The sequence below is a fragment of the Streptomyces sp. B15 genome, from assembly GCF_018070605.1.
Taxonomy (GTDB): domain Bacteria; phylum Actinomycetota; class Actinomycetes; order Streptomycetales; family Streptomycetaceae; genus Streptomyces; species Streptomyces smyrnaeus.
The window spans coordinates 65,535-85,109 of the sequence record NZ_JAGPXJ010000013.1 but is presented as its reverse complement, the minus strand read 5'-3'; the positions used below and the strand labels follow the sequence as shown (position 1 = coordinate 85,109).

Here is a 19,575-nt window from a genome sequence, read left to right as displayed (position 1 = left end):
GCGGTCTGGGCCGCGGGCGGTAGAAAACCACTCGGGAACCCGCGGTCAGCGCCGTAGCGTTGCAAGGCCTGCCCACCGCACAACCGCAGCCGCACAAGACCGCCTGGAATGGTGACGTGACCGACGCCGACCCCATTTCTGCCGCCCTGTTCCCTCCCACCCTGCCCGTGCTCACCGAGATGAGCCATACGGCCGACGGCCGCGACTGGCTCGCCGGGCTCCCCGCGCTGGTGGAGCAGATGCGCGAGCGCTGGAAGCTGCGACTGGGCACCCCCTTCCACGGGGGCAGTTGCTCCTGGGTGGCACCCGCCGAGCGACCGGACGGCACCCGTGCCGTACTCAAACTGACCTGGCCCCACCCGGAGGCCCGCACCGAGGGCGCCGCCCTCCGACTGTGGGACGGGAACGGTGCCGTACGGGTGCTGGAGCAGGACGCGGAGCTCTTCGCGCTGCTGCTGGAGCGTGTGGAGCCCGGCACCGAACTGGGCGGCGCCGACCACCTTCCGGCCGACGAACGGCTGCTCATGGCAGCAGACGTACTCCGCCGGCTGTGGGACGCGGACCCGGCCGAGGCGACCGCGCTCGGCGTGGGCCCGGTCGCGGACACGACCGCCACCTGGGCCGACCTCGCCGAGCGGCAGGCCGCCCGCGACTGGCCCCCGCAGCTCGACGCGGGGCTCTACCGGCCGGCCGCCGAGCTGTTCCGCGAACTGCCGCGCTCCGCCCGGCGCGAGGTCCTGCTGCACGGAGACTTCAACCCCGGCAACCTGCTGGCGGCCGGGCGCGCTCCGTGGCTGGCCATCGACGCCAAGCCGATGACCGGCGACCCCGCCTTCGATCCCTGGCCTCTGCTCGAACAGGTCGACGACCCCTTCGAGCATCCCGACCCGCACCGCGTGCTCCGCCACCGCACGGCGCTGCTCGCCGACGCGCTCGGGGAGGACACCGACCGGGTGCGCGCCTGGTCGATGGCGCGCCATGTCGAATACGCGCTGTGGTCGGTCGACGAGGACGACGACCTGGAGCACAGCATCACGCTGCTGCGCCAGGCCCGGACCCTGGCGGATGTCGCCGGCCTGTGACCCCGGACCGTCCCGCCGTCTCAGTCCGAGACGAGGCGCAGGATCGCGGTGCCGTCGGCCCCTGCCGCCACCTGCAGCACGACCGCGCCGTCCACCTTGTCGGGTGCCCCGCCCACCCCGCCGCACGAGCTGCTGCTGCCGCCGCTGCGGAAGACGGCTGTGCAGCCGCTGCCCTTACCGCTCGCCTCGCCGCTCGTTCTTCCGCTGCCGGAGGTCACCTTGTAGGCGACCCGGTTCTTGCCGACCTCGGTCAGAAACAGCTTGGCGGGCTTTCCCGCGATCTTGAAGCGGATCGTCACCGGTTCGGACACCGCGATCTCGCAGTTTCCGTCCGAGCAGGCCTCGTGGTCGCTCCCGTCAGCCGCTGTCACGGTGGGGGACGGACTGGCCGAGGTGGCGGCAGGGCTCTTGGCCGCGCCCGAGGCCGGCGGCTTGGCGCTGTCGGCGTCCTCGTCGGCATCACCGCAGCCGGCCACAGCCGGCACGCAGAGCGCGGCCAGCGCGGCGAGACCGGCCATACGCCGAAACCGCACCGCCGTGACCGGAGCCGGTCTCACGTTCGCCCCACCGTGCTTCCCCACCTCGCCCACCCTCCGGCACGTTGCCGAAACCATGAGTCCCCCGTCTCCCGTTACGCCCTGCCCGTCCTGCCCGAGCAGTCGCCCTTCCGTGTTACTCCCCTGTGCCACCGCCCGCCAGTTCCACCGCTACATCGAGCTGACCGACGTGCCGCGCGTACTCCTGCAGCACATGGAAGAGGATCCAGGCGAGGGTCGGGGCCTCCTCCTCGGTGGGGAAGCGGCCACCGACCGCGGCACGTTCCTCGAGCCGTGCGGCCGCCGTGACCTGCCGGGAGCGGTCGCACTGCGCGTGGAAGGCGTCGAGCACCTGCTGGGTGCTCATCTCCTCGGGCACGTGCCAACGGTCCCGCACATCCCCCGAGCGCCGGTCGCCCCATGGATCGGAGACCTGCTCGGCCGCGAAGCCCCAGTTCAGCCAGCGCTGTTCGACGTACTGCAGATGCCGGATCAGCTCCAGCGGGGTCCACCCCGAGGGGAGCTGGGTGGAGCGCAGATCCTCCTCGGACAGGGCTGCCGCCTTGCGCAGCAGGGTGCGGCGGTAGTGGTCGAGATAGCCCTCCAGCAGTTCGTGCGGGTCGGCAACGGTCGGAGCGGGCTCCGACTCGGGGAGCGGCGGAATGCTCATGAGCGCAGTTCCAGCGGGGGGACGTCCTCGCGGCGCAGGCCGAAGGTGTGGGAGTACAGCGACAGTTCGGCCTCCACCGCGCGCACGATGGTGTCGGCCCTGCGGAAGCCGTGTCCCTCCCCCTCGAAGGCGAGGTAGGCGTGGCTGACCCCTCTGCCCTTGACCTGTTCGAGGAAACGCTCGCACTGCACGGGCGGGCAGATCACATCGTCGAGCCCCTGGAGCAGCAGGAAGGGAACGGCGATCCGCTGCGCCTGGTGCAGTGGGGAGCGCTCGCGGTATCTGCCCGGTACCTCGGCGAGCGGGCCGACCAGGGATTCCAGATACTGCGACTCGAAGTCGTGGGTCTCCCCCGTCGCCCAGCCCGTCAGGTCGAGGATGGGGTAGGTGACGGTGCCGCAGGCGTACAGGCCCTCCGCGAGGGGGGAGGTGAGCGAGGCGGCGCTGGTCCAACCGCCCGCGCTGCCGCCCCGGATGGCCAGCCGCGCCGGGTCGGCGGTGCCCTCGCGGGCGAGGGTGCGGGCGACCGCGGCGCAGTCCTCGACGTCGACGACGCCCCACTGCTGCCGCAGCCGGTTGCGGTACTCCCTCCCGTAACCGGTGGAGCCGCCGTAGTTGACCTCCGCCACGCCGATGCCGCGCGAGGTGAAGTAGGCGATCTCCAGATCGAGCACCAGGGGGGCGCGGCTGGTGGGCCCGCCGTGCACCCACACCACGTACGGCGGCAGTTCGCCGGCCGGGGCCATGTGGTCGGGGTGGTGGGGCGGGTAGATGTGGGCGTGGATGTCGCGGCCGTCGGGCCCGGTGAAGGTGCGGATCTGCGGTTCCGGGTAGTAGGCCGGGTCCACATGGTCCTTGTGGTGGGAGGCCAGTACGACGGTGTGGCCCGTGCGGGTGTCCAGCTCGACGATCTCGTAGGAGGTGCGGGGGCCGGCGGCGACACCGGTGACGCGGGAGTCGATGACGGCGAGGAAGGGCGCCCACTCGGTCCAGGGCCCGGCCGCGTCGACCAGTTCACCCGTCTCCGGGTCGAGCACGCCGAGGCGCTGTGCGCCGCGCCCGTGCAGTGCGGCCACCAGCCCGCCGGGCAGCGGTGCGAACCAGCGCTGGCCGATCTTCCAGGCGGCGCCGGCGAACTCTTCCTCGCGGGGGCACAGCGGCACCCGCGGTACGGCGGGGCCCCGGCCCGGCTCGGCGGCCTCGGCCGTCTCGGCGGCTTCGACGTCCACCCGCTGGAGGTTCCACCAGCCGCCGGCGTCCGAGGCGATCAGCAGCGAGCCGTCGGTGGAGAACTCGGCCTGCGCCACCGACTCCTCGGGCCCGCCCGCGACCGCGCGCGGGGTCTCCAGCGTGCCGTCTTCCCGGATCCGCGCGGTCATGGCGCGGGTGCCGTCCCAGGGCATGGCCGGGTGGTCCCAGGCCAGCCAGGCCAGGCGGCGGCCGTCCGGGGAGAGCCGCGGCCCGGTCAGGAACCGGTCGCCGTCCCCGGTCAGCTCCCGCACCCGCCCGCGGTCCTCGGCGGCCGAGCCGTCCAACGGCACGGCGGCCAGCACCCGGCGCACGTCGGTGGGCCCCTCCCCGGTGAACTCCTCCAGCACGCACCACGCTTCGCCGCGCTCGGGGAGCACCACCGGATCGCACCAGCGCAGCCCGCCGTCGGTGGCCTCCGACAGCGGGGTGAGGGGCCGGGGGCGGGCGTCGGGGGCGTCGGGTTCCAGCGCGTAGAGCCGCTGGTCGGCGAAGTGGGTGAAGACGATCAGCGGCCCACCCTCGCTCCGGGGTGCACCGGCCCAGGGCAGACCGCCGTACTCGATCACGCGGTTGCGCACGTTCCACGGCGCGGGCAGCACACTGACCGGGGGGTGTTGCCCGTCGGCCGCGAGCCGCAGCAGAGCGCGGCGCCCGCCTTCCTCGGGGCGCGGCTCGGTCCACCACAGTTCCTCGCCGACGGAGCCGAGGAACTCGGGCCGCCCGTCGTGCGCGGCGACGGTGCCGGCGTCGATCGGTGAGGGCCAGGTGCCGTAGGGGGCCTGGACGGTCATGAGGGTCAGTCTCCTGACGGGGTGGTCGCGTCGCGGTCTGTGGCGGTGGCGGTGGCGGTGGCGGTGCCGAGCAGGGTGCGGTCCAGGACGCGGATGCCGAAGTGCAGGGCCTCGACGGGCACCCGCTCGTCCACACCGTGGAACAGCGCCTGGTAGTCGAAGCCCTCGGGCAGCTTGAGAGGGGTGAAGCCGTAGCCGACGATGCCGAGCCGGGAGAACTGCTTGGCGTCGGTGCCGCCCGACATGCAGTACGGCACCGCGTGTGCGCCCGGGTCGAAGTGTTCGAGCGCTTCGCCCATGGCGGCGAACAGCGGGGAGTCGACGGGCGCTTGGAGCGGGATCTCGCGGTGCTGGAACTCCCAGCGCACATCGGGGCCGGTGAGGGTGTCGAGGGTGGCGTGGAACTCCTCTTCGGCACCGGGCAGCATCCGGCCGTCCACCCGCGCCTTGGCCGTTCCGGGGATCACATTGACCTTGTAACCGGCCTCCAGCATGGTCGGGTTGGCGCTGTTGCGCACGGTCGGCTCGATCAGCGCGGCGGCCGGGCCGAGCTGGGCGAGCAGCGCGTCCACCTCGGCGTCCTGCGCGTCGCGGCCGAGCGGCCGCAGCCCGTGCAGTTCGGCGAGGCGGGCGAGCGCGGCCCGCACGGTGGGGGTGAGCCGTACGGGCCATTCGTGCTCGCCGATGCGGTGGACGGCGGCGGCGAGGCGGCTGACCGCGTTGTGGTGGTTGACCTTGGAGCCGTGACCGGCCCTGCCGTGTGCGGTCAGTTCGAGCCAGGCGGTGCCGCGCTCCCCCGCCGCCACGGGGTAGAGCCGCATGCCCGGCCCGGCGTGGAAGGTGAAGGCGCCGGACTCGCTGATGCCTTCGGTGCAGCCCTCGAACAGCTCGGGGTGCTCCCGCACCAGGAAGTCCGAGCCGAACTCCGCGCTGTCTTCCTCGTCGGCGGTGAAGGCGAGGACGATGTCGCGGGGCGGCCGGACCCCCGCGCGGGCCCAGGCGCGCACCAGGCTCAGTGCCATCGCGTCGGCGTTCTTCATGTCGATGGCACCCCGGCCCCACACCACACCGTCCCGGACCTCGCCGGAGAAGGGGTGCACGGTCCAGTCGGCGGGCTCGGCCGGGACCACATCGAGATGGCCGTGCAGCAGCAGTGCCCCCGCGGTGGGATCGGTGCCCTCGATCCTGGCCACCACATTGGTCCGTCCGGGCTTCTTCTCCAGCAGCCGCGGCTCGATGCCCGCGTCGGCGAGTCCGGAGGCGACGTACTCGGCGGCCGCGCGCTCGTTGCCCTCGCCGCCGCCGCGGTTGGTGGTGTCCAGGCGGATCAGCTCCGAGGTCGCCCGCACCACCTCCTCGAAGACCTGCGCGTCGAGGTGGCTCTGCCGTGGCCCAGGCGTCATCGTGCTCTCTTCCGGTTCCCTCGACGCGGACTGCTCGGTCAGCTCAGCCATACTGCTCCTCCACCGCCGCGGAGACGACGGTCGTGACCGCCTTGAAGCAGCGGATCGTCTCGTAGGCGCTGGGCGCGGTGTAGGCCACCCGGCGTTCGCCCGTGCGCTCCACGCCCGGCACGACCGTGGCGGCCCCCACCAGGTGCTCCGCGTCGAACTCGATCTCGACGGTGTGCGGTTCGGGCTCGGGCGGGGTGCGGCGCACCGCCAGCGGCGCGGCGCGGCGGGCCGCTTCCCGGATGTCGGCGGCGGTGCGGGCCGGGGGCCGGCAGACCGCGGCGTACCGCGACACATGGTCCTTGACGGCGACGCCCAACGCCTCGGGTGCGTAGCCCTTGGCGTCCTCGACGGTGCGGTCGTCACCGGTCACCAGGATGACGGGTACGCCGAACTCGGTGGCCACCAGCGTGTTGAGGCATCCCTCGCTGGCCCGTACGCCGTCGGCCCACACCCCGGTCAGGGAGTTGGCGAGGTAGGTGTGGGCGAGGACGCCTTCGCTGCCTGCGCCGGTGTGGTAGCCGATATAGGCGACGCCGTCCACGTCGCCGTGCTGGATGCCCTCGACCATCGACAGCGACTTGTGCCGGCCGGTGATCATCTCGGCCCGTTCGTCCAGCTTCTCCAGCAGGAGGTTGCGCATCGTCCAGTGCGCCTCGTTGATCAGCACCTCGTCAGCGCCTGCCTCGAAGAACCCCCGGACGGCGGCGTCGACGTCCGAGGTGAACATCGACCGGCAGCGCTCCCACTGCGGCGTGCCCGGCAGGACGTCGGCCGGCCAGGTGACTCCCGTTGCGCCCTCCATGTCGGCGCTGATGAGGATCTTCATGCGCGGAACGTTACGCGGTAGCCAAGCGCCAGGACACCCCTGTGGATAACTCCACTGGTCCACACCACTCGTTTTCACTCCGGCGGGTGAGAACGCTCTGCGCACCCTCCGCTGACCTGCGCATTCAGCACCGCGAGTGCAGGGTCGTCCCGGTCGACGGGACGATGCACCTCCACCACCGGGCAACCGAGTTCCCGTATCCGCGCGAGCACCGGCGCCGCCGCCTCCGGCTCCGCACGGCCCAACATCCGCGGCAGCCGCACGCCCAGGTCGGCCCCCTCGGGGAACCGGCCGTACGGGCCGAAGCCGGGCACGACACGGGTACCGCGCAGTGCCCGCTGCCGTTGAAGCCGCGCGGTCCCGGTGGCCAGTACCAGCAGCCGGAAGGGCGCGGGTGCCGCCAGGGGGTAGCCCCACCACAGCACGTCCGCGCGGGCACCGCCGGGTGCCGGCACGCGAGCGCGGCCCGCCATCGCCTCGCCGGACCCCGCCAGATCCCCGATGCCGGCGAGCCAGTGGTGGTCACCGGGGCGCGCGGCGGCGTTCAAGGCGCCGGTCACCGGCAGCAGTTCGCCCGCGGCTGCGCCCAGCGCGTCTTTGCGGCGGTGTCCGAACAGCGCCCGCGCTCCGGCGCTCCAGTGCGCCACGGTGCCGCGCGCGTCGATGGCCACCGCGGCGGTCGGAAGGCAACCGCGCACGGCGACGAGGGTCTCCGCCGTGCCGGGGGTCTTTGCCCTCCAGGCCGCTCGGCCGGCGTACGGCTCGCTTCCCATCGGACCAGTCCTCTCTCCCGGCGACGGCCGGTCCCGCCGCGACGGCGCGGCCTGCACCACCGTAGAGCCGGAGCGCAACGACCGGGCGGGTGACGCCCGAACGGGGGACGCGCCGCGAGGCGGGCAGCCGCTTCCGGGCGGCGGCAGGCGCCCCGTCCCTACGCCGCCGGGCCGCCGGGCAACCGGGCCGGCCCGTGCTCAGTCCTCGTGGCCCAGTTGCAGGTCGCGCTCCGTGCGCCCGCCGCCGGCGATCTGCAGGACGGTGGCGACCGGCGGATAGCCGGCGGCCACCACCGTGTACTCGCCCGAGGCCAGGTCGACGAAGCGGAAGATACCGTCGGCGCCGGTCGTCGCCGTGTCGACGACGTTGCCCGCGGCGTCCAGCAGCGTCACCCTGGCGTCCTCGACGGGGCGCCCGCCGGTGGCCCGGACGGTACCGCGCAGTACGGCGCCACCCGCGAGCTCGACGTCCTGCCGGGTCTCGCGGGACGCCTGTACGGAGACGGGCAGTGCGGCCGGGCGGTAGACGGGCGCGCTGGCCGCCAACGTGTACTCCCCGGCCACGAGTTCGGTGATGACGTAGCAGCCTTCCCGGCTGCTACGGGTGGTGGCGACCACCTCGCCGCGTACATCGGTGAGCGTGACGATGGCGTCCTTGACGGGGTTGCCGTCGGCCGTCAGCACGCTGCCCGCCAGCCTGCCCGCTCCGCCGAGCACCACATCGAGGTCGACGGGACGTTCGCCCACGGTGACGCTGACCGCACGCGGCTGGTGCCCGCCGGCCGCCGCGATCAGTACATAGGAGCCTTCACCGGGGGTGCTCAGCGCGTACCGCCCGTTCTCCTCCGTGGCGCCACGTCCGATCTGCCGTCCCGCGGTGTCGACGAGGGTGAGTGCCGCGCGGGGGACGGCGCTGCCGTCGTGGTGCCGGACGGTGCCGCAGACCGGGACGCCCGCCGCGTACGGCGCGGGCTGCGCCTGGAGGTGCGGTGCCGCGCGATCGGCGTCGGGCGCGGACGCTGCGGGCGCTTCGGCGGTACGGGCCGACGGCACAGGCGTGTGCTGGGACACCAGGGGTTTCTCCTTGAGGAAGAGGGACAGTGCCAGCCCGAGGACGAGCACCGGAACGAGGTAGAGGAAGATCCGCGGCATGGCGTCCGCGTACGCGTGGACGTAGCCGTCACGCAGTGGTGCGGGCAGCGCGCGCACGAGCTGCGGGGTGATGGAGTCCGGGTCGGGCACCTCGCCCTGGCCGCGGGGGAGTTCGCGGGCGAGGGCGTCCGCGAGCCGGTGCGCGAGGAGGGTGCCGAAGAGGGCGGCGCCGACGCTGCCGCCGATCTGCCGGAAGTAGTTGTTGGCACTGGTGGCGGCCCCGATGTCGGCGGGGCGTACCGAGTTCTGCACGGCCAGCACCAGCACCGGCAGCACGAAGCCGATGCCGAGGCCGAGGATGCCCGACCAGACACCGAAGACCTGCCGCGAGGTGTCCTCGTCCAGCTTGGACAGCAGCCACATGCCCTCGGCCGAGAGGGCGCAGCCGAGGATGGGGAAGATCTTGTAGCGCCCGGTACGGGAGATGAGCTGACCGGACAGCAGGGACGAGACGACGACCCCGCACATCAGCGGCAGCATCAGCAACCCCGACGAGGTGGCGCTGACGCCCTCGACCATCTGCAGGAAGCTGGGCAGATAGCTGGCGGCGCCGAACAGCGCGATGCCGATGGCAGCGCCCACCAGTCCGGTGACGTTGAAGACGGAGTCGCGGAACAGCCGCAGCGGCAGTACGGGTTCGGGCGCGAAGCGCTCGGCGACGAGGAAGAGGACTCCGCTGATCAGCGCGCCGGCGGCGAGCCCGACGATGACGCGGTCGTCCCAGTCGTAGGTCGTACCGCCCCAGCTGGTGAGCAGCACCAGGCAGGTGGAGAACACCGCGATCAGCAGGGCGCCGAGGATGTCGAGCCTGGGGCGGACACGGGCGCGCGGCAGTTCGAGGGCGAAGGAGGTGACCAGGAGGGCGAGCAGGCCGACCGGCACGTTGAACCAGAAGCACCAGCGCCAGGACAGGTCGTCGGTGAACCAGCCGCCCAGCAGCGGACCGGCGACGGAGGCCAGCCCGAAGGCGGCGCCGATCAGACCCATGTAGCGCCCGCGTTCCCGGGCCGGTACGACGTCCGCGATGATCGCTTGGACGCCGATCATGAGTCCGCCCGCGCCGGTGCCCTGCACCGCCCGGTAGATGATCAGCTCCTCCATCGATCCGGCCCAGCCGGCGAGGGCCGAACCGACGGTGAAGACGCCGATGGCGAAGAGGAAGAGCCCCTTGCGGCCGAACAGATCGCCAAGCTTGCCGTAGATGGGCAGCCCGATGGTCGCTGCGAGCAGATAGGCGGTGACGGCCCAGGACATCTGCCGCAGGCCGTCGAGTTCGCCGACGATCTTGGGGAGTGCCGTGGCGACGATGGTCTGTTCGAGCGCCGCCAGCAGCAGCGACAGCATCAGTGCCCCGAAGACCAGCCTGAGGCGGCGCGGGGAGAGCGAGACCTGCGGTGAACCGTCGTCCGGCACCGCCGCGTCGGGTCCGGGGAACGGCCGGTGCGGGCCGGGCGCGGGGGCCGACCGAGTCGCAGCAGACGAGGGAGTCGGCTGTGCCGACGGCGGTGCGGTCGGCGCCCCGACCGCACCGAACCTCCCAGCATCCGCAGCCCCGCCAGGCGCGGCAGGGCCCCCAGACTCTGCAGCCCCCGCAGTACCCGCCGTTGCTGCAACCCCAGCAGCACCCGCAGGCCCAGCAGCCCCCATCGGCGCTTCAGACTCCGCAGCACCCACAGCACCCACAGGCCCCGCAGCGCCCGCAGTCCCAGCAGCAGCCTCAGCACCCGCAGGCGCGGGCGCCCATACAGGCGTGGCCTGCACCGGAATCTCACGCCGGCCCGGCAGTTCCAGGGTGACCTCGACGGCGGCCGGGGCGGCCGTGGCGGGAGTGACCCGGGCACCGCCCCGGGCGCCGGGGCCGCCCGCGCGAACTCCCGCCCCTGGCACGGGATTCTCGTCGTCCCTGCTGTCGAGGATCGCCCCGCCGGTCCCGCCCATCGCACTCCCCTTGCCGCTGCTGCTGGGGGAGTATTTCTCGCATTGCACGACAAGAGCGTTCAAGCACGGTTCGGCTGCGCGGCGTGGGGCCGGCGGGAACGAATTCGGTTGCCCGAGGCGTCCGTCACCGTGCCGAGCAGGGGTTTTCGCCGAGGCGGAGGATCAGCGGCGCAGCAGCACTCTTCGGCGGAAACCACCCGATCCGGTGAGTGCGCGCCGCGCCGCGAGACCCCGGGTGCGGGGCACGGGTCAGCCGGTCTGCTCCATCCTGGTGGCCAGCCGCTGCAGCACCTCGTCGTAGATCCGGGCCAGGCCCTTGGGTGCGAAGGTCTTCTCGAAGAAACCGCCGATACCGCCCGCGCCGTTCCAGACCGTCGTCACGGTGACCCGGGCCGTCTTCTCCTCGCTGCCCGGGGTCACCCGCCAGGTGGTGACCATGGAGGAGTTGCGGTCCTTCTCGACCAGTTCACCGTCCTCGGGCTCGGTGACGTCGAGCAGGCAGTCACGGATGCGCTTGCTGGTCGCCCGGAGCTTCCAGTGCACGAGGGTGCCCTCGCCGTCGCCGCCCTCCTTGACCTCGTACTCGCTGAAGTGGTCGGGAAGCAGCTCGGCCCGGGTCCCGCTGTAGTCGGCCAGCGCATCGAACACCTCATCGGGCCCGGCGGCGATCTCCCGCTGCGTGGTCGCCTCGACCTGCGCCATGACTCCTCCTGTGGTTGGACGGCCTGTGTTGGGACGGCCTGTGGTGGACGAGGTGGCCAGCCAATCACCCTCGGGTCGGCTCCCCAAATCCGCCTTGACACGTTCGGTGCGAACGAGTGTTCTATTCTGAGGACGAAGAAGCGACAGTGCCGCCAGAGGGACGCGACACCACCACCGAGGAGGCCGACGATGCGCTGGGACGAGCTGAGGGACACGGACGAGCACAGCCGGACCGCGGCGCCCGCCCTCTTCGGCACCTCCGCCGTGACGAGCAGGACGTTCGACACCCCGGAGTTCCGCGGCATGACCTTCCACGAGGTACGGGCCCGCTCGCTGGTGAACCGGGTACCCGGCGCCTCACGGATGCCGTTCGAATGGACCGTGAACCCCTATCGGGGCTGCTCCCACGCCTGCGTCTACTGCTTCGCACGCAGGACGCACAGCTATCTGGACCTGGACACGGGAGAGGGCTTCGACACCCAGATCGTCGTCAAGGTGAACGCGCCCGAACTGCTGCGCAAGGAGCTGAGCAGCTCCCGCTGGCGCGGCCAGCACATCGCCATGGGCACGAACGTCGACTGTTATCAGCGGGCGGAAGGACGCTATCGGTTGATGCCGGGCATTCTGACCGCCCTGCGCGACTACGCGAATCCCTTCTCCATCCTCACCAAGGGCACACTCATCCTTCGCGATCTCGACCTGTTGCGCTCTGCCGCCGCCATCGCGGACGTCGGGATCTCGGTGTCCGTGGGCTTCACGGACGAGGAGTTGTGGCGCACGGTGGAGCCCGGCACCCCGGCTCCGCAGCGGAGGCTCGATGTCGTACGCACGCTCGCGCAGCACGGTATTCCGTGCGGGGTGCTGATGGCTCCGGTGATCCCGTTCCTGGGCGACTCGCCGGCGCAGCTGCGTACGACCGTGCGCGCCATCGCCGCGGCCGGGGCCACCTCCGTCACTCCGCTCGCGCTGCATCTGCGGCCGGGAGCCCGCGAGTGGTACTTCCGGTGGCTGCACCAGCACCATCCGCAGCTGGTGCGGCACTACGAGGCGCTCTACTCGGGCGGCGCGTACGCGCCCAAGTGGTACCAGCGGCGCATCACGCGGCAGGTGCACGAGCTGGCCGCCGAGTACGGCGTGGGGCCCTCGACGTCCGGCGCGGCCCGGCGGATCGAGCCGGACGCACCGAACTCGCCCGGCGGCGCGGTGCCCGGCGGCGCCCAGCTCGAAGCCCCGGCGCTCGACGACGCAGAACTCGACGCCCCGGAGCTCGCCGACGCCGGGGAAAACCACTGCACACAGCTCACTCTGCTCTGACAGCATGCGCCGCATGTCATCGTCGCCCACTCACATCATCGCCCCCCAGGGCCTCGCGCCCGGCAACGGCTACAGCCATCTCGTCATCGCGGAGGGCAGGCTGGCCGCGATATCCGGGCAGATCGCGCTCGACGCGGACGGCAAGGTCGTCGGCGAGGGCGACCCCGAAGCCCAGGCGGAGCAGGTGTTCGCCAACCTGGAGCGCTGTCTGCGGGAGGCCGGAGCCGGCTTCACCGACGTCGTGAAGTTCACCTTCTTCGTGACCGACCTGTCCGTCATGCCCGCGCTGCGTGCCGTACGCGACCGGTATCTCGACCCGGGGCGGCTCCCCGCGAGCAGCGCCGTGCAGGTGGCCGGGCTGATACGGCCGGAACTTCTCATGGAGGTCGAAGCGTTCGCCGTGCTCCCGCCGGGATGACCGCTCCGGGCGGACCACCCGGCAGCGACTCGGGCATACGTGGACGAATCGGCGTGTCCCAGGACGAAAAGGCGTTGAACGGATAATTTCCTCGAAGGGGCATGTCCCTGGCCATCGCTCCCTGGCCACGACCGCACGCCGACCGCCTCGCCCTGGAGATCTGGAGCGCCCGTATGCGCCTGATGCTGGTCCACCCGAGTGCGCTGATGTACTCCGAAATCTTCCTCCGTCTGGAGCCGCTCGGGCTCGAACGCGTCGCCGCCGCCGCCAGGGAGGCCGGACACCAGGTACGCGTGGTGGACCTGCAGGTGCTGGACCGGAAGCTGCTGGAGAGGGAGCTGCGCTCCTACCAGCCCGAGGCGCTGGGCATCTCCCTCAACTATCTGGCCAACATCCCCGAGGCCATCGGGATCGCCCAGAGCGCCAAGGCGGCCGCCCCGGGGTGCTTCGTCTTCTTCGGGGGGCACAGCATCTCCTTCGTCGGCGACCATGTGCTGGAGCAGGCCGAGGGCGCGGTCGACGCGATCGCCCGGGGAGAGGGCGAGACCGTCATCGTGCCGCTGCTGGAGGCCGCACGGGACAAGGCGGCGCACACCGTGCCCGGCGTGGTGACGGCGGACGGGCGCGGCCCGGCGCCCAAGATGCTCGACAGCATCGACCGGCCGCGCCCCGCCCGGGACCTGATGCGCCGCCGCAACCGCTACTTCATCGGCGAGCTCGACCCCTGTGCCTCCATCGAGTTCACCCGCGGCTGCCCCTGGGACTGCTCGTTCTGCTCCGCGTGGACGTTCTACGGCCGCAGCTACCGGCGGGCCGCGCCGGAGGCGGCCGCCGAGGAGATGGCCTCCATCCGCGAGCCGAACGTCTTCATCGTCGACGACGTCGCCTTCATCAAGCCCGACCACGGCCACGGCATCGCCGCCGAGCTGGAGCGCCGCAACGTCCGCAAGCGGTACTACCTGGAGACCCGCGCGGACGTCCTGCTGCGCAACGAGGAGGTCTTCGAGCGCTGGACCCGGCTGGGGCTGAAGTACATGTTCCTCGGCATGGAGGCGCTGGACGCCGAGGGGCTCGACCAGTTCCGCAAGCGCATCAGCCCGGACGAGAACTTCAAGGCGCTGGAGACGGCGCGCCGTATGGGCATCAGCGTGGCGATCAACCTGATCGTCGATCCGGGCTGGGACGAGGAGCAGTTCCGTCTGGTGCGCGAGTTCGCCCTGGCGGTACCGGAGATCGTGCACCTGACCGTCATGACGCCGTACCCCGGCACGGAGGTGTGGCACACCGAGGGCCGCCAGCTCACCACGCGCGACTACCGGCTCTTCGACATCCAGCACGCCGTCGTGCCCACCCGGCTGCCGCTGGAGCAGTTCTACCGGGAGCTGGTCAGCACCCAGGCCGTCATCAACCGCAAGCACCTGGGGCTGCGCACGGCCATCGGCGCGATGCGCGTCCTCGGCCGCAATCTGGCACACGGCCAGACGAACTTCGCCCACATGCTGTGGAAGTTCGGCCGCGTCTACAACGCCGACCGGCAGCTGGCCGATCACGCGCGCCCGGTCACCTACGAGCTGCCCGTCCCCGAGCGCCGTGGAGCGCCCGGCCGCAAGGAACTGTTCGTCCACACGATCGGCCGCTCCGGCACCCGCACCCAGCAGAGCGGGCAACCGACGGGGCAGCAGACCGGACAGCAGGCCGACCCCGCACCGCCGCAGTAGTCCTCAGCCCACCGGGTCCTCGCGCGGCGGCGCGTCGTCGTTGCCGCGCCGGATGGTGCGCAGCGGACGCCCGGGCCGCCAGGTGCGGAAGACGATCTGCTCCCCCTCGATGGTCACCCGCACCACTTCGGTGACCTCCACCCGGAAGAGATGGAAGACCTCGGGCACCTCGCCCGCGGGCACGCCCGCGGCCCAGCTCGCCATCTCCCCCGGGTCGTCCGTGACCTCCACCGCGCGCCCCGAGACCCGTACGTCCCCGCCGTCCATCTCCGTGCCGGAGCCGGGGTTGGCGTGCATCGCGAAGTGGGGGTCCCGGCGCAGGTCCAGCGCTTTGAGCGAGTTCGGCATCATCCCGAGCCACATCTGACCCGCCCGGAAGTCCGCCTCCAGCCCCGTCAGCCGCGGTGACCCGTCCTTGCGCAGGGTGGCCAGTACATGGTGCGTGTACTTCCGGAAGCGCTGCTCCACCGTCTCGGCGAACGCGGGTTCCGCCTTGTGGAACTCGGCCCAGCTCGCGCCGGGTGCGGACAGCTCTTCCCTGGTGTGCGTCCTCGTCATGGCACCACCTTGACGCGGTAACCGGACATCTTCCGTCGGGTATCGCGTGTCGGCCGGAGGAAAATCCGGTGCCGAGCCGCACGGCCTTGGACCACCCTCGTTCCATGCGAGTACGAGAGATGACCGAGGACGACATCGACGCCGTGTCCGAAGTACGGGTGCGCGGGTGGCAGTACGCCTATCGGGGGCTGGTCCCGCAGGACTATCTGGAGGAGATGTCGCCTGCCGAGGACGCGCAGCGGCGCCGGGGCCACTTCGGCGCGAGCCGGGGATTCGTGCACAACGTGGTCGCCGAGGACGACACCGCGGGCGGCGGGGTCACAGGCTGGGCAGCGGTGGGGCCGTACCGCACCTCGGACGCCGTACCGCGACCGGGAGCGCCCGGCGAGGACGAGGAGCTGTACGCGCTGTATGTGCGTCCGGAGCACATCGGGACCGGTGTGGGCCGGCTGCTCCTGGCCTCGGTCCTCGACGGGGCCGCAGCACGCGGCTGCCCCCGGATGTTCCTGTGGGTCCTGGCGGGCAACGCCCGTGCCCGCCGCTTCTACGAGCGGGCGGGTTTTGCCGCCGACGGCCGCACCGACACCTTCCTGGTCGGGGGCGCGCAGGTGCCCGACGTCCGCTACGTGCGCGTCCTGACCGGGGAGTGAGAAGGGGGCGTGGAGCATCAGGCCGGGATGCGGGCCAGCGCCGCCTTCGCGGAGGGGGAGAGGCGGTGGTGTTCGGCTGCCGCGTCGAGGACCGGGATGGCGCGCTTGTCACCCAGCGCGCCGAGGCCGACGACGCAGGCCTCGGCGATCGGCCAGTAGTGCAGGGGCCCGATCAGCAGCCTCTGGAGGACGTTGATGAGGGTGGGCACCGACTCCGGGGCGCGCAGCGCGGTCAGCAGGCGTACCGGGTAGAGCGCGTAGGCGGTGCGCAGTTCGTTGGTGGCCAGGGCCGCCGCGGCCTTGGCCGTACGGGGGTCGCGCAGCCGTTCCAGCGCCTGGGCCGCGCTGGCGCAGCAGACCGGGTCTCGGTAGTTCAGCATGAAGACCAGGGTCTCGAAGGCCCTCCTGTCCCCCGCGCTGCCCAGCGCGAAGGCCGCGATCTCGCGGGCCCACAGCGGCCGTTCGGTCTCCACGAGCACGGCGGCGAGCTGGTCGCGCGCCTCTGTGCTGCGCTGCCTGGCCAGCGTGACCAGACGTGCGTACTCGACGGGCTCGGCCTCGGGCCGCACACGGTCGATCAGCGCTCGGAACGCGTCGCCCACTCCGGCTCCCCCTCACGTGCTGAGTTCCACAGCGGTGGAAGTGTTCCTACCCCTGGCTTTATGGTTACCCACGAGTTAAGGTGCTCATCAGAGCGGTACCCCCGCTCAGGCGGCTTGGTGACGCAGCCGCCGAGAGTGACGTCGGTTCGGCAGTGGGCCCGGCACGCGCCCAGGCGCGTCGGACCCGTACGGACCGCCTCGTGACCGGGCCCCGGGACAGGGCCGCGCAGCGGGGCGTGACCGGTAACTCCCCTGCCCTGCGCGTGCGTACGCCCGCGCGCCCGGTAGTGCACGAAACCCTCACCCTCATCAATCGCGCCCCCTGGCCGGGGGCCTGTGTCACACCCTCTGGAGTCCCCTGATGGACCGTCCTCCCCTGCGCACGATCGCCGTCGTCGGCCTCGGCACGATGGGCACCGGCATCGCCGACATTCTCGCCCGCGCCGGGCGTGAGGTCATCGGCATCGACACGAACGAAGCAGCCGCGCGGCGGGCCGTTGCCGCGCTGGAGTCCTCCACCGCGCGCTCGGTGCAACGCGAGCGGATGACACAGAGCGAGCGCCAGGACGTGCTGGCGCGGTTTCGCACCTTCACCGGCCTCGACGCGGCGGCCGAGGCCGATCTCGTCATCGAGGTGGTGCCGGAGGAGTACGACACCAAGTGCCAGGTGTTCGCGGAACTGGACACCGTCGTCAAGCCGGACACCATTCTGGCGACCGGCACGAACGCGCTGTCCGTGACACGGCTGGCCGCCGACTCCGACCGGCCCGAGCGCGTGCTGGGGCTGCACTTCTTCAATCCGGCACCGGCCATGAAGCTGGTGGAGATCGTCTCCTCGGTGCTCACCTCGCCGCAGGCGGTGGCCGCCGTCACCGAGTTGGCCCGGGAACTGGGCAAGGATCCGATCGCGGTCGGTGACCGTCCCGGATTCGTCGCGGACGGGCTGCTGTTCGGATATCTGAACCAGGCAGCCGCGATGTACGAGTCGCGCTACGCCACTCGCGAGGACATCGACTCCGCCATGAAACTGGGGTGCGGTCTGCCGATGGGCCCGCTCGCCCTCCTCGATCTGATCGGTATCGACACGGCACGCACCGTACTGGAGGCCATGTACGAGCAGTCCCGGGAGAGGCTCCACGCCCCGGCGCCGATCCTGCGACAGCTGAGTGAGGCGGGGCTGACCGGCCGCAAGTCGGGCCGCGGCTTCTACACCTACGCCGCGCCCGGCAGCAGTGAAGTGGTGCCCGACGCCCTCACCCGGGACCCGTCGGCGCCCCGCGCCCAGGGCCGCCCCGTCACCGCGGTGGGCGTCGTGGGCTCGGGGACGATGGCGGGCGGTATCGCCGAGGTCTTCGCCAAGGCTGGCTACCCGACGGTGCTGGCGGCGCGCAGCGAGCAGAAGGCGGCGACGGCCAAGGAGCGCGTCGAGCGGTCGCTGGGGCGCTCGGTCGACAAGGGCCGGATGACGGCCGAGGAGCGGGACGCCACGCTGTCGCGCATCACCCCGGCCGGGTCGCTGGACGCGGTCGCCGAGGTGGACCTGGTGGTCGAGGCGGTGGCCGAAGACCTCGATGTCAAGCGGCAGTTGTTCCGGCGGCTGGACGCGGTCTGCAAGCAGGGTGCCGTACTGGCCACCACCACCTCCTCGCTGCCGGTGGTCGCCTGCGCCCGCGCCACCTCCCGGCCGCACGACGTGATCGGCATGCACTTCTTCAACCCGGCGCCCGCCATGAAGCTGGTCGAGGTGGTCTCCACCGTGCTGACCGACCGGGAGGCCCACGCCACCGTCCGCGAGGTCTGCACCAAGGTCCGCAAGCACCCGGTCGACTGCGGCGACCGCGCCGGCTTCATCGTCAACGCGCTGCTCTTCCCCTACTTGAACAACGCCGTGAAGATGGTCCAGGAGCACTACGCCTCGCTGGACGACATCGACGCGGCGATGAAGCTCGGCGGCGGCTACCCGATGGGCCCCTTCGAACTGCTGGACGTGGTGGGCCTCGATGTCTCGCTCGCCATCGAGCGGGTGCTGCACGAGGAGTTCCGGGACCCGGGGCTGGCACCGGCCCCGCTGCTCGAGCATCTGGTGGCCGCGGGGTGTCTGGGCAGGAAGACAGGGCGCGGCTTCCGCGAGTACGCACGCCGGTGACCGGCGGCGTCGCCGGGTGGGGCGGGCTGCTGGAGCCGTCGGTGAGCAGCACGGCCAACGGCCCGTCCCCCCAGCCTGTAACGGCGTGTAACGTTCACCACATGCCAGAGCCCGAGAAGAACTCCCGTACGACCAGCCAGCGTGCGAACGGTGCCGCGACCCAGCGACTCAGGGTGCGACGCGAGTTGGCCGCCGCTGCGACGGAGCTCTTCGCCACGAAGGGTTACGAAGCGACGACGGTGGATGAGATCGCCGCCGCCGCGGGCGTCGCACGGCGCACCTTCTTCCGGCACTTCCGCTCCAAGGAAGAGGCGATCTTCCCCGACCACGACGACACTCTCGTGCGTGCCCAGGCGGTACTGGAGGCGGCACCCGCCCACGAGCACCCGCTGGACACCGTGTGCCGGGGCATCAAGGAAGTCATGAAGATGTACGCCGCCTCCCCCAAGGGCAGCGTCGAGCGGTACAAGCTCACCCGCGAGGTACCGGCGCTGCGGGAGCGGGAGATCGCCTCGGTGGCCCGCTACGAGCGGCTGTTCACCCGCTATCTTCTGGGCCACTTCGACGAGGAGGCGCACCGCGACGGCGTCAGCGGCTACGACGAGCCGCTGCTGGCCGAGGTCGCCGCCTCAGCGGTGGTGACCGCGCACAACCATGTGCTGCGGCGCTGGTTGCGCTCGGGCGCCGCCGGCGATGTGATGGCGCAGCTCGACCACGCCTTCGCCATCGTGCGGCGTACGTTCGGCACCGGGTTCGGCGCGCACCGGCCCGCCGCCGAGCAGCCCGCGGCGTCCGTGGAGCGCCGGGACGAGGTGCTGGTGACGGTCGCCCGTACCGACGCCCCGCTCGGCGAGATCATGTCCACCATCGAACGCGCGCTCTCCCGGGACTGAGCCTCGCCCCCGGCTTCCCGCGAGGGAGTCGGGTGAATTGCCCCGCCTTCCCGCCCCGCGTACCCGCTCCCGGCGCGGCGAGCCGGAACCATGACGCGAAG

Annotated in this window: 17 protein-coding genes; 7 read left to right on the top strand and 10 right to left on the bottom strand. The window is 71.9% G+C overall.

Annotated features, from left to right (window positions below; translation table 11 throughout):
- The first annotated feature begins 116 nt into the window (after positions 1 to 116).
- On the top strand, positions 117 to 1,082 hold the full coding sequence (locus tag KBY19_RS09075) for an aminoglycoside phosphotransferase family protein (RefSeq protein WP_307843476.1): 966 nt from the start codon (positions 117 to 119) through the stop codon (positions 1,080 to 1,082).
- Positions 1,083 to 1,102: 20 nt separating this feature from the next.
- Here KBY19_RS09075 and KBY19_RS09070 read toward each other — a convergent pair whose 3' ends face one another.
- The 8 genes from KBY19_RS09070 to KBY19_RS09035 form a co-directional block, all read right to left on the bottom strand.
- Positions 1,103 to 1,615, bottom strand: coding sequence for a hypothetical protein (locus KBY19_RS09070; RefSeq protein ID WP_307843475.1), 513 nt, complete (start codon positions 1,613 to 1,615; stop codon positions 1,103 to 1,105).
- Between the two features lie 139 nt (positions 1,616 to 1,754).
- Positions 1,755 to 2,288 (bottom strand): DinB family protein, encoded by a 534-nt coding sequence (locus KBY19_RS09065; protein WP_185018429.1) that lies wholly within the window; start codon positions 2,286 to 2,288, stop codon positions 1,755 to 1,757.
- The gene (locus tag KBY19_RS09060; RefSeq protein WP_099885071.1) at positions 2,285 to 4,330 is read right to left on the bottom strand and encodes a prolyl oligopeptidase family serine peptidase; all 2,046 of its coding nucleotides are present in this window, start codon (positions 4,328 to 4,330) and stop codon (positions 2,285 to 2,287) included. Before KBY19_RS09060 ends, KBY19_RS09065 begins: the two co-directional genes overlap by 4 nt.
- A gap of 5 nt (positions 4,331 to 4,335) precedes the next feature.
- On the bottom strand, positions 4,336 to 5,733 hold the full coding sequence (locus KBY19_RS09055) for a M20/M25/M40 family metallo-hydrolase (protein ID WP_210965570.1): 1,398 nt from the start codon (positions 5,731 to 5,733) through the stop codon (positions 4,336 to 4,338).
- Between the two features lie 43 nt (positions 5,734 to 5,776).
- Positions 5,777 to 6,610: a M55 family metallopeptidase gene (locus tag KBY19_RS09050; RefSeq protein WP_099885070.1), complete on the bottom strand. Its 834-nt coding sequence runs from the start codon at positions 6,608 to 6,610 to the stop codon at positions 5,777 to 5,779.
- A gap of 74 nt (positions 6,611 to 6,684) precedes the next feature.
- Positions 6,685 to 7,383 carry a PAS domain-containing protein gene (locus KBY19_RS09045; RefSeq protein ID WP_210965555.1) on the bottom strand — a complete coding sequence of 233 codons (699 nt, stop codon included), beginning with the start codon at positions 7,381 to 7,383 and terminating at the stop codon, positions 6,685 to 6,687.
- A 198-nt stretch (positions 7,384 to 7,581) separates the two neighbouring features.
- Positions 7,582 to 10,473 (bottom strand): MFS transporter, encoded by a 2,892-nt coding sequence (locus KBY19_RS09040; RefSeq protein ID WP_210965569.1) that lies wholly within the window; start codon positions 10,471 to 10,473, stop codon positions 7,582 to 7,584.
- A 249-nt stretch (positions 10,474 to 10,722) separates the two neighbouring features.
- Positions 10,723 to 11,175, bottom strand: coding sequence for an SRPBCC family protein (locus KBY19_RS09035; protein ID WP_099885066.1), 453 nt, complete (start codon positions 11,173 to 11,175; stop codon positions 10,723 to 10,725).
- Positions 11,176 to 11,364: 189 nt separating this feature from the next.
- Between KBY19_RS09035 and KBY19_RS09030 the strand changes: the two genes are divergently transcribed.
- The 3 genes from KBY19_RS09030 (at position 11,365) to hpnR (ending at position 14,625) form a co-directional block, all read left to right on the top strand.
- Positions 11,365 to 12,489: an Rv2578c family radical SAM protein gene (locus tag KBY19_RS09030; RefSeq protein WP_210965554.1), complete on the top strand. Its 1,125-nt coding sequence runs from the start codon at positions 11,365 to 11,367 to the stop codon at positions 12,487 to 12,489.
- A 13-nt stretch (positions 12,490 to 12,502) separates the two neighbouring features.
- Complete coding sequence (locus KBY19_RS09025) at positions 12,503 to 12,907, top strand: RidA family protein (RefSeq protein ID WP_099886875.1); 405 nt, start codon at positions 12,503 to 12,505, stop codon at positions 12,905 to 12,907.
- 173 nt (positions 12,908 to 13,080) lie between these two features.
- Entirely contained in the window at positions 13,081 to 14,625 is a 1,545-nt protein-coding gene (gene hpnR / locus KBY19_RS09020) for a hopanoid C-3 methylase HpnR (protein WP_247690782.1), read from the top strand.
- Between the two features lie 3 nt (positions 14,626 to 14,628).
- Here hpnR and KBY19_RS09015 read toward each other — a convergent pair whose 3' ends face one another.
- The gene (locus tag KBY19_RS09015; RefSeq protein WP_210965552.1) at positions 14,629 to 15,183 is read right to left on the bottom strand and encodes a pyridoxamine 5'-phosphate oxidase family protein; all 555 of its coding nucleotides are present in this window, start codon (positions 15,181 to 15,183) and stop codon (positions 14,629 to 14,631) included.
- Positions 15,184 to 15,287: 104 nt separating this feature from the next.
- Here KBY19_RS09015 and KBY19_RS09010 point away from each other — a divergent pair, with 104 nt between their 5' ends.
- Complete coding sequence (locus KBY19_RS09010) at positions 15,288 to 15,833, top strand: GNAT family N-acetyltransferase (RefSeq protein WP_247690771.1); 546 nt, start codon at positions 15,288 to 15,290, stop codon at positions 15,831 to 15,833.
- A gap of 17 nt (positions 15,834 to 15,850) precedes the next feature.
- Here KBY19_RS09010 and KBY19_RS09005 read toward each other — a convergent pair whose 3' ends face one another.
- Positions 15,851 to 16,435: a PBS lyase gene (locus tag KBY19_RS09005; RefSeq protein WP_099885062.1), complete on the bottom strand. Its 585-nt coding sequence runs from the start codon at positions 16,433 to 16,435 to the stop codon at positions 15,851 to 15,853.
- A 361-nt stretch (positions 16,436 to 16,796) separates the two neighbouring features.
- Between KBY19_RS09005 and KBY19_RS09000 the strand changes: the two genes are divergently transcribed.
- Both KBY19_RS09000 and KBY19_RS08995 read left to right on the top strand, forming a co-directional pair.
- Complete coding sequence (locus KBY19_RS09000; RefSeq protein WP_099885061.1) at positions 16,797 to 18,581, top strand: 3-hydroxyacyl-CoA dehydrogenase family protein; 1,785 nt, start codon at positions 16,797 to 16,799, stop codon at positions 18,579 to 18,581.
- Between the two features lie 101 nt (positions 18,582 to 18,682).
- Entirely contained in the window at positions 18,683 to 19,474 is a 792-nt protein-coding gene (locus KBY19_RS08995) for a TetR family transcriptional regulator (RefSeq protein WP_180289796.1), read from the top strand.
- The last annotated feature ends 101 nt before the right edge of the window (positions 19,475 to 19,575 follow it).

Excerpts from the sequence above, each read along its gene's own strand:
- KBY19_RS09030 (WP_210965554.1), top strand. The coding sequence starts at position 11,365 with ATGCGCTGGGACGAGCTGAGGGACACGGACGAGCACAGCCGGACCGCG.
- KBY19_RS09040 (WP_210965569.1), bottom strand. The coding sequence starts at position 10,473 with ATGGGCGGGACCGGCGGGGCGATCCTCGACAGCAGGGACGACGAGAAT.
- KBY19_RS09055 (WP_210965570.1), bottom strand. The coding sequence starts at position 5,733 with ATGACGCCTGGGCCACGGCAGAGCCACCTCGACGCGCAGGTCTTCGAG.
- KBY19_RS09010 (WP_247690771.1), top strand. The coding sequence starts at position 15,288 with ATGCGAGTACGAGAGATGACCGAGGACGACATCGACGCCGTGTCCGAA.
- KBY19_RS09035 (WP_099885066.1), bottom strand. The coding sequence starts at position 11,175 with ATGGCGCAGGTCGAGGCGACCACGCAGCGGGAGATCGCCGCCGGGCCC.
- KBY19_RS09050 (WP_099885070.1), bottom strand. The coding sequence starts at position 6,610 with ATGAAGATCCTCATCAGCGCCGACATGGAGGGCGCAACGGGAGTCACC.
- KBY19_RS09000 (WP_099885061.1), top strand. The coding sequence starts at position 16,797 with ATGGACCGTCCTCCCCTGCGCACGATCGCCGTCGTCGGCCTCGGCACG.
- KBY19_RS09015 (WP_210965552.1), bottom strand. The coding sequence starts at position 15,183 with ATGACGAGGACGCACACCAGGGAAGAGCTGTCCGCACCCGGCGCGAGC.
- KBY19_RS09025 (WP_099886875.1), top strand. The coding sequence starts at position 12,503 with ATGTCATCGTCGCCCACTCACATCATCGCCCCCCAGGGCCTCGCGCCC.
- KBY19_RS08995 (WP_180289796.1), top strand. The coding sequence starts at position 18,683 with ATGCCAGAGCCCGAGAAGAACTCCCGTACGACCAGCCAGCGTGCGAAC.
- KBY19_RS09065 (WP_185018429.1), bottom strand. The coding sequence starts at position 2,288 with ATGAGCATTCCGCCGCTCCCCGAGTCGGAGCCCGCTCCGACCGTTGCC.
- KBY19_RS09045 (WP_210965555.1), bottom strand. The coding sequence starts at position 7,383 with ATGGGAAGCGAGCCGTACGCCGGCCGAGCGGCCTGGAGGGCAAAGACC.
- hpnR (WP_247690782.1), top strand. The coding sequence starts at position 13,081 with ATGCGCCTGATGCTGGTCCACCCGAGTGCGCTGATGTACTCCGAAATC.
- KBY19_RS09060 (WP_099885071.1), bottom strand. The coding sequence starts at position 4,330 with ATGACCGTCCAGGCCCCCTACGGCACCTGGCCCTCACCGATCGACGCC.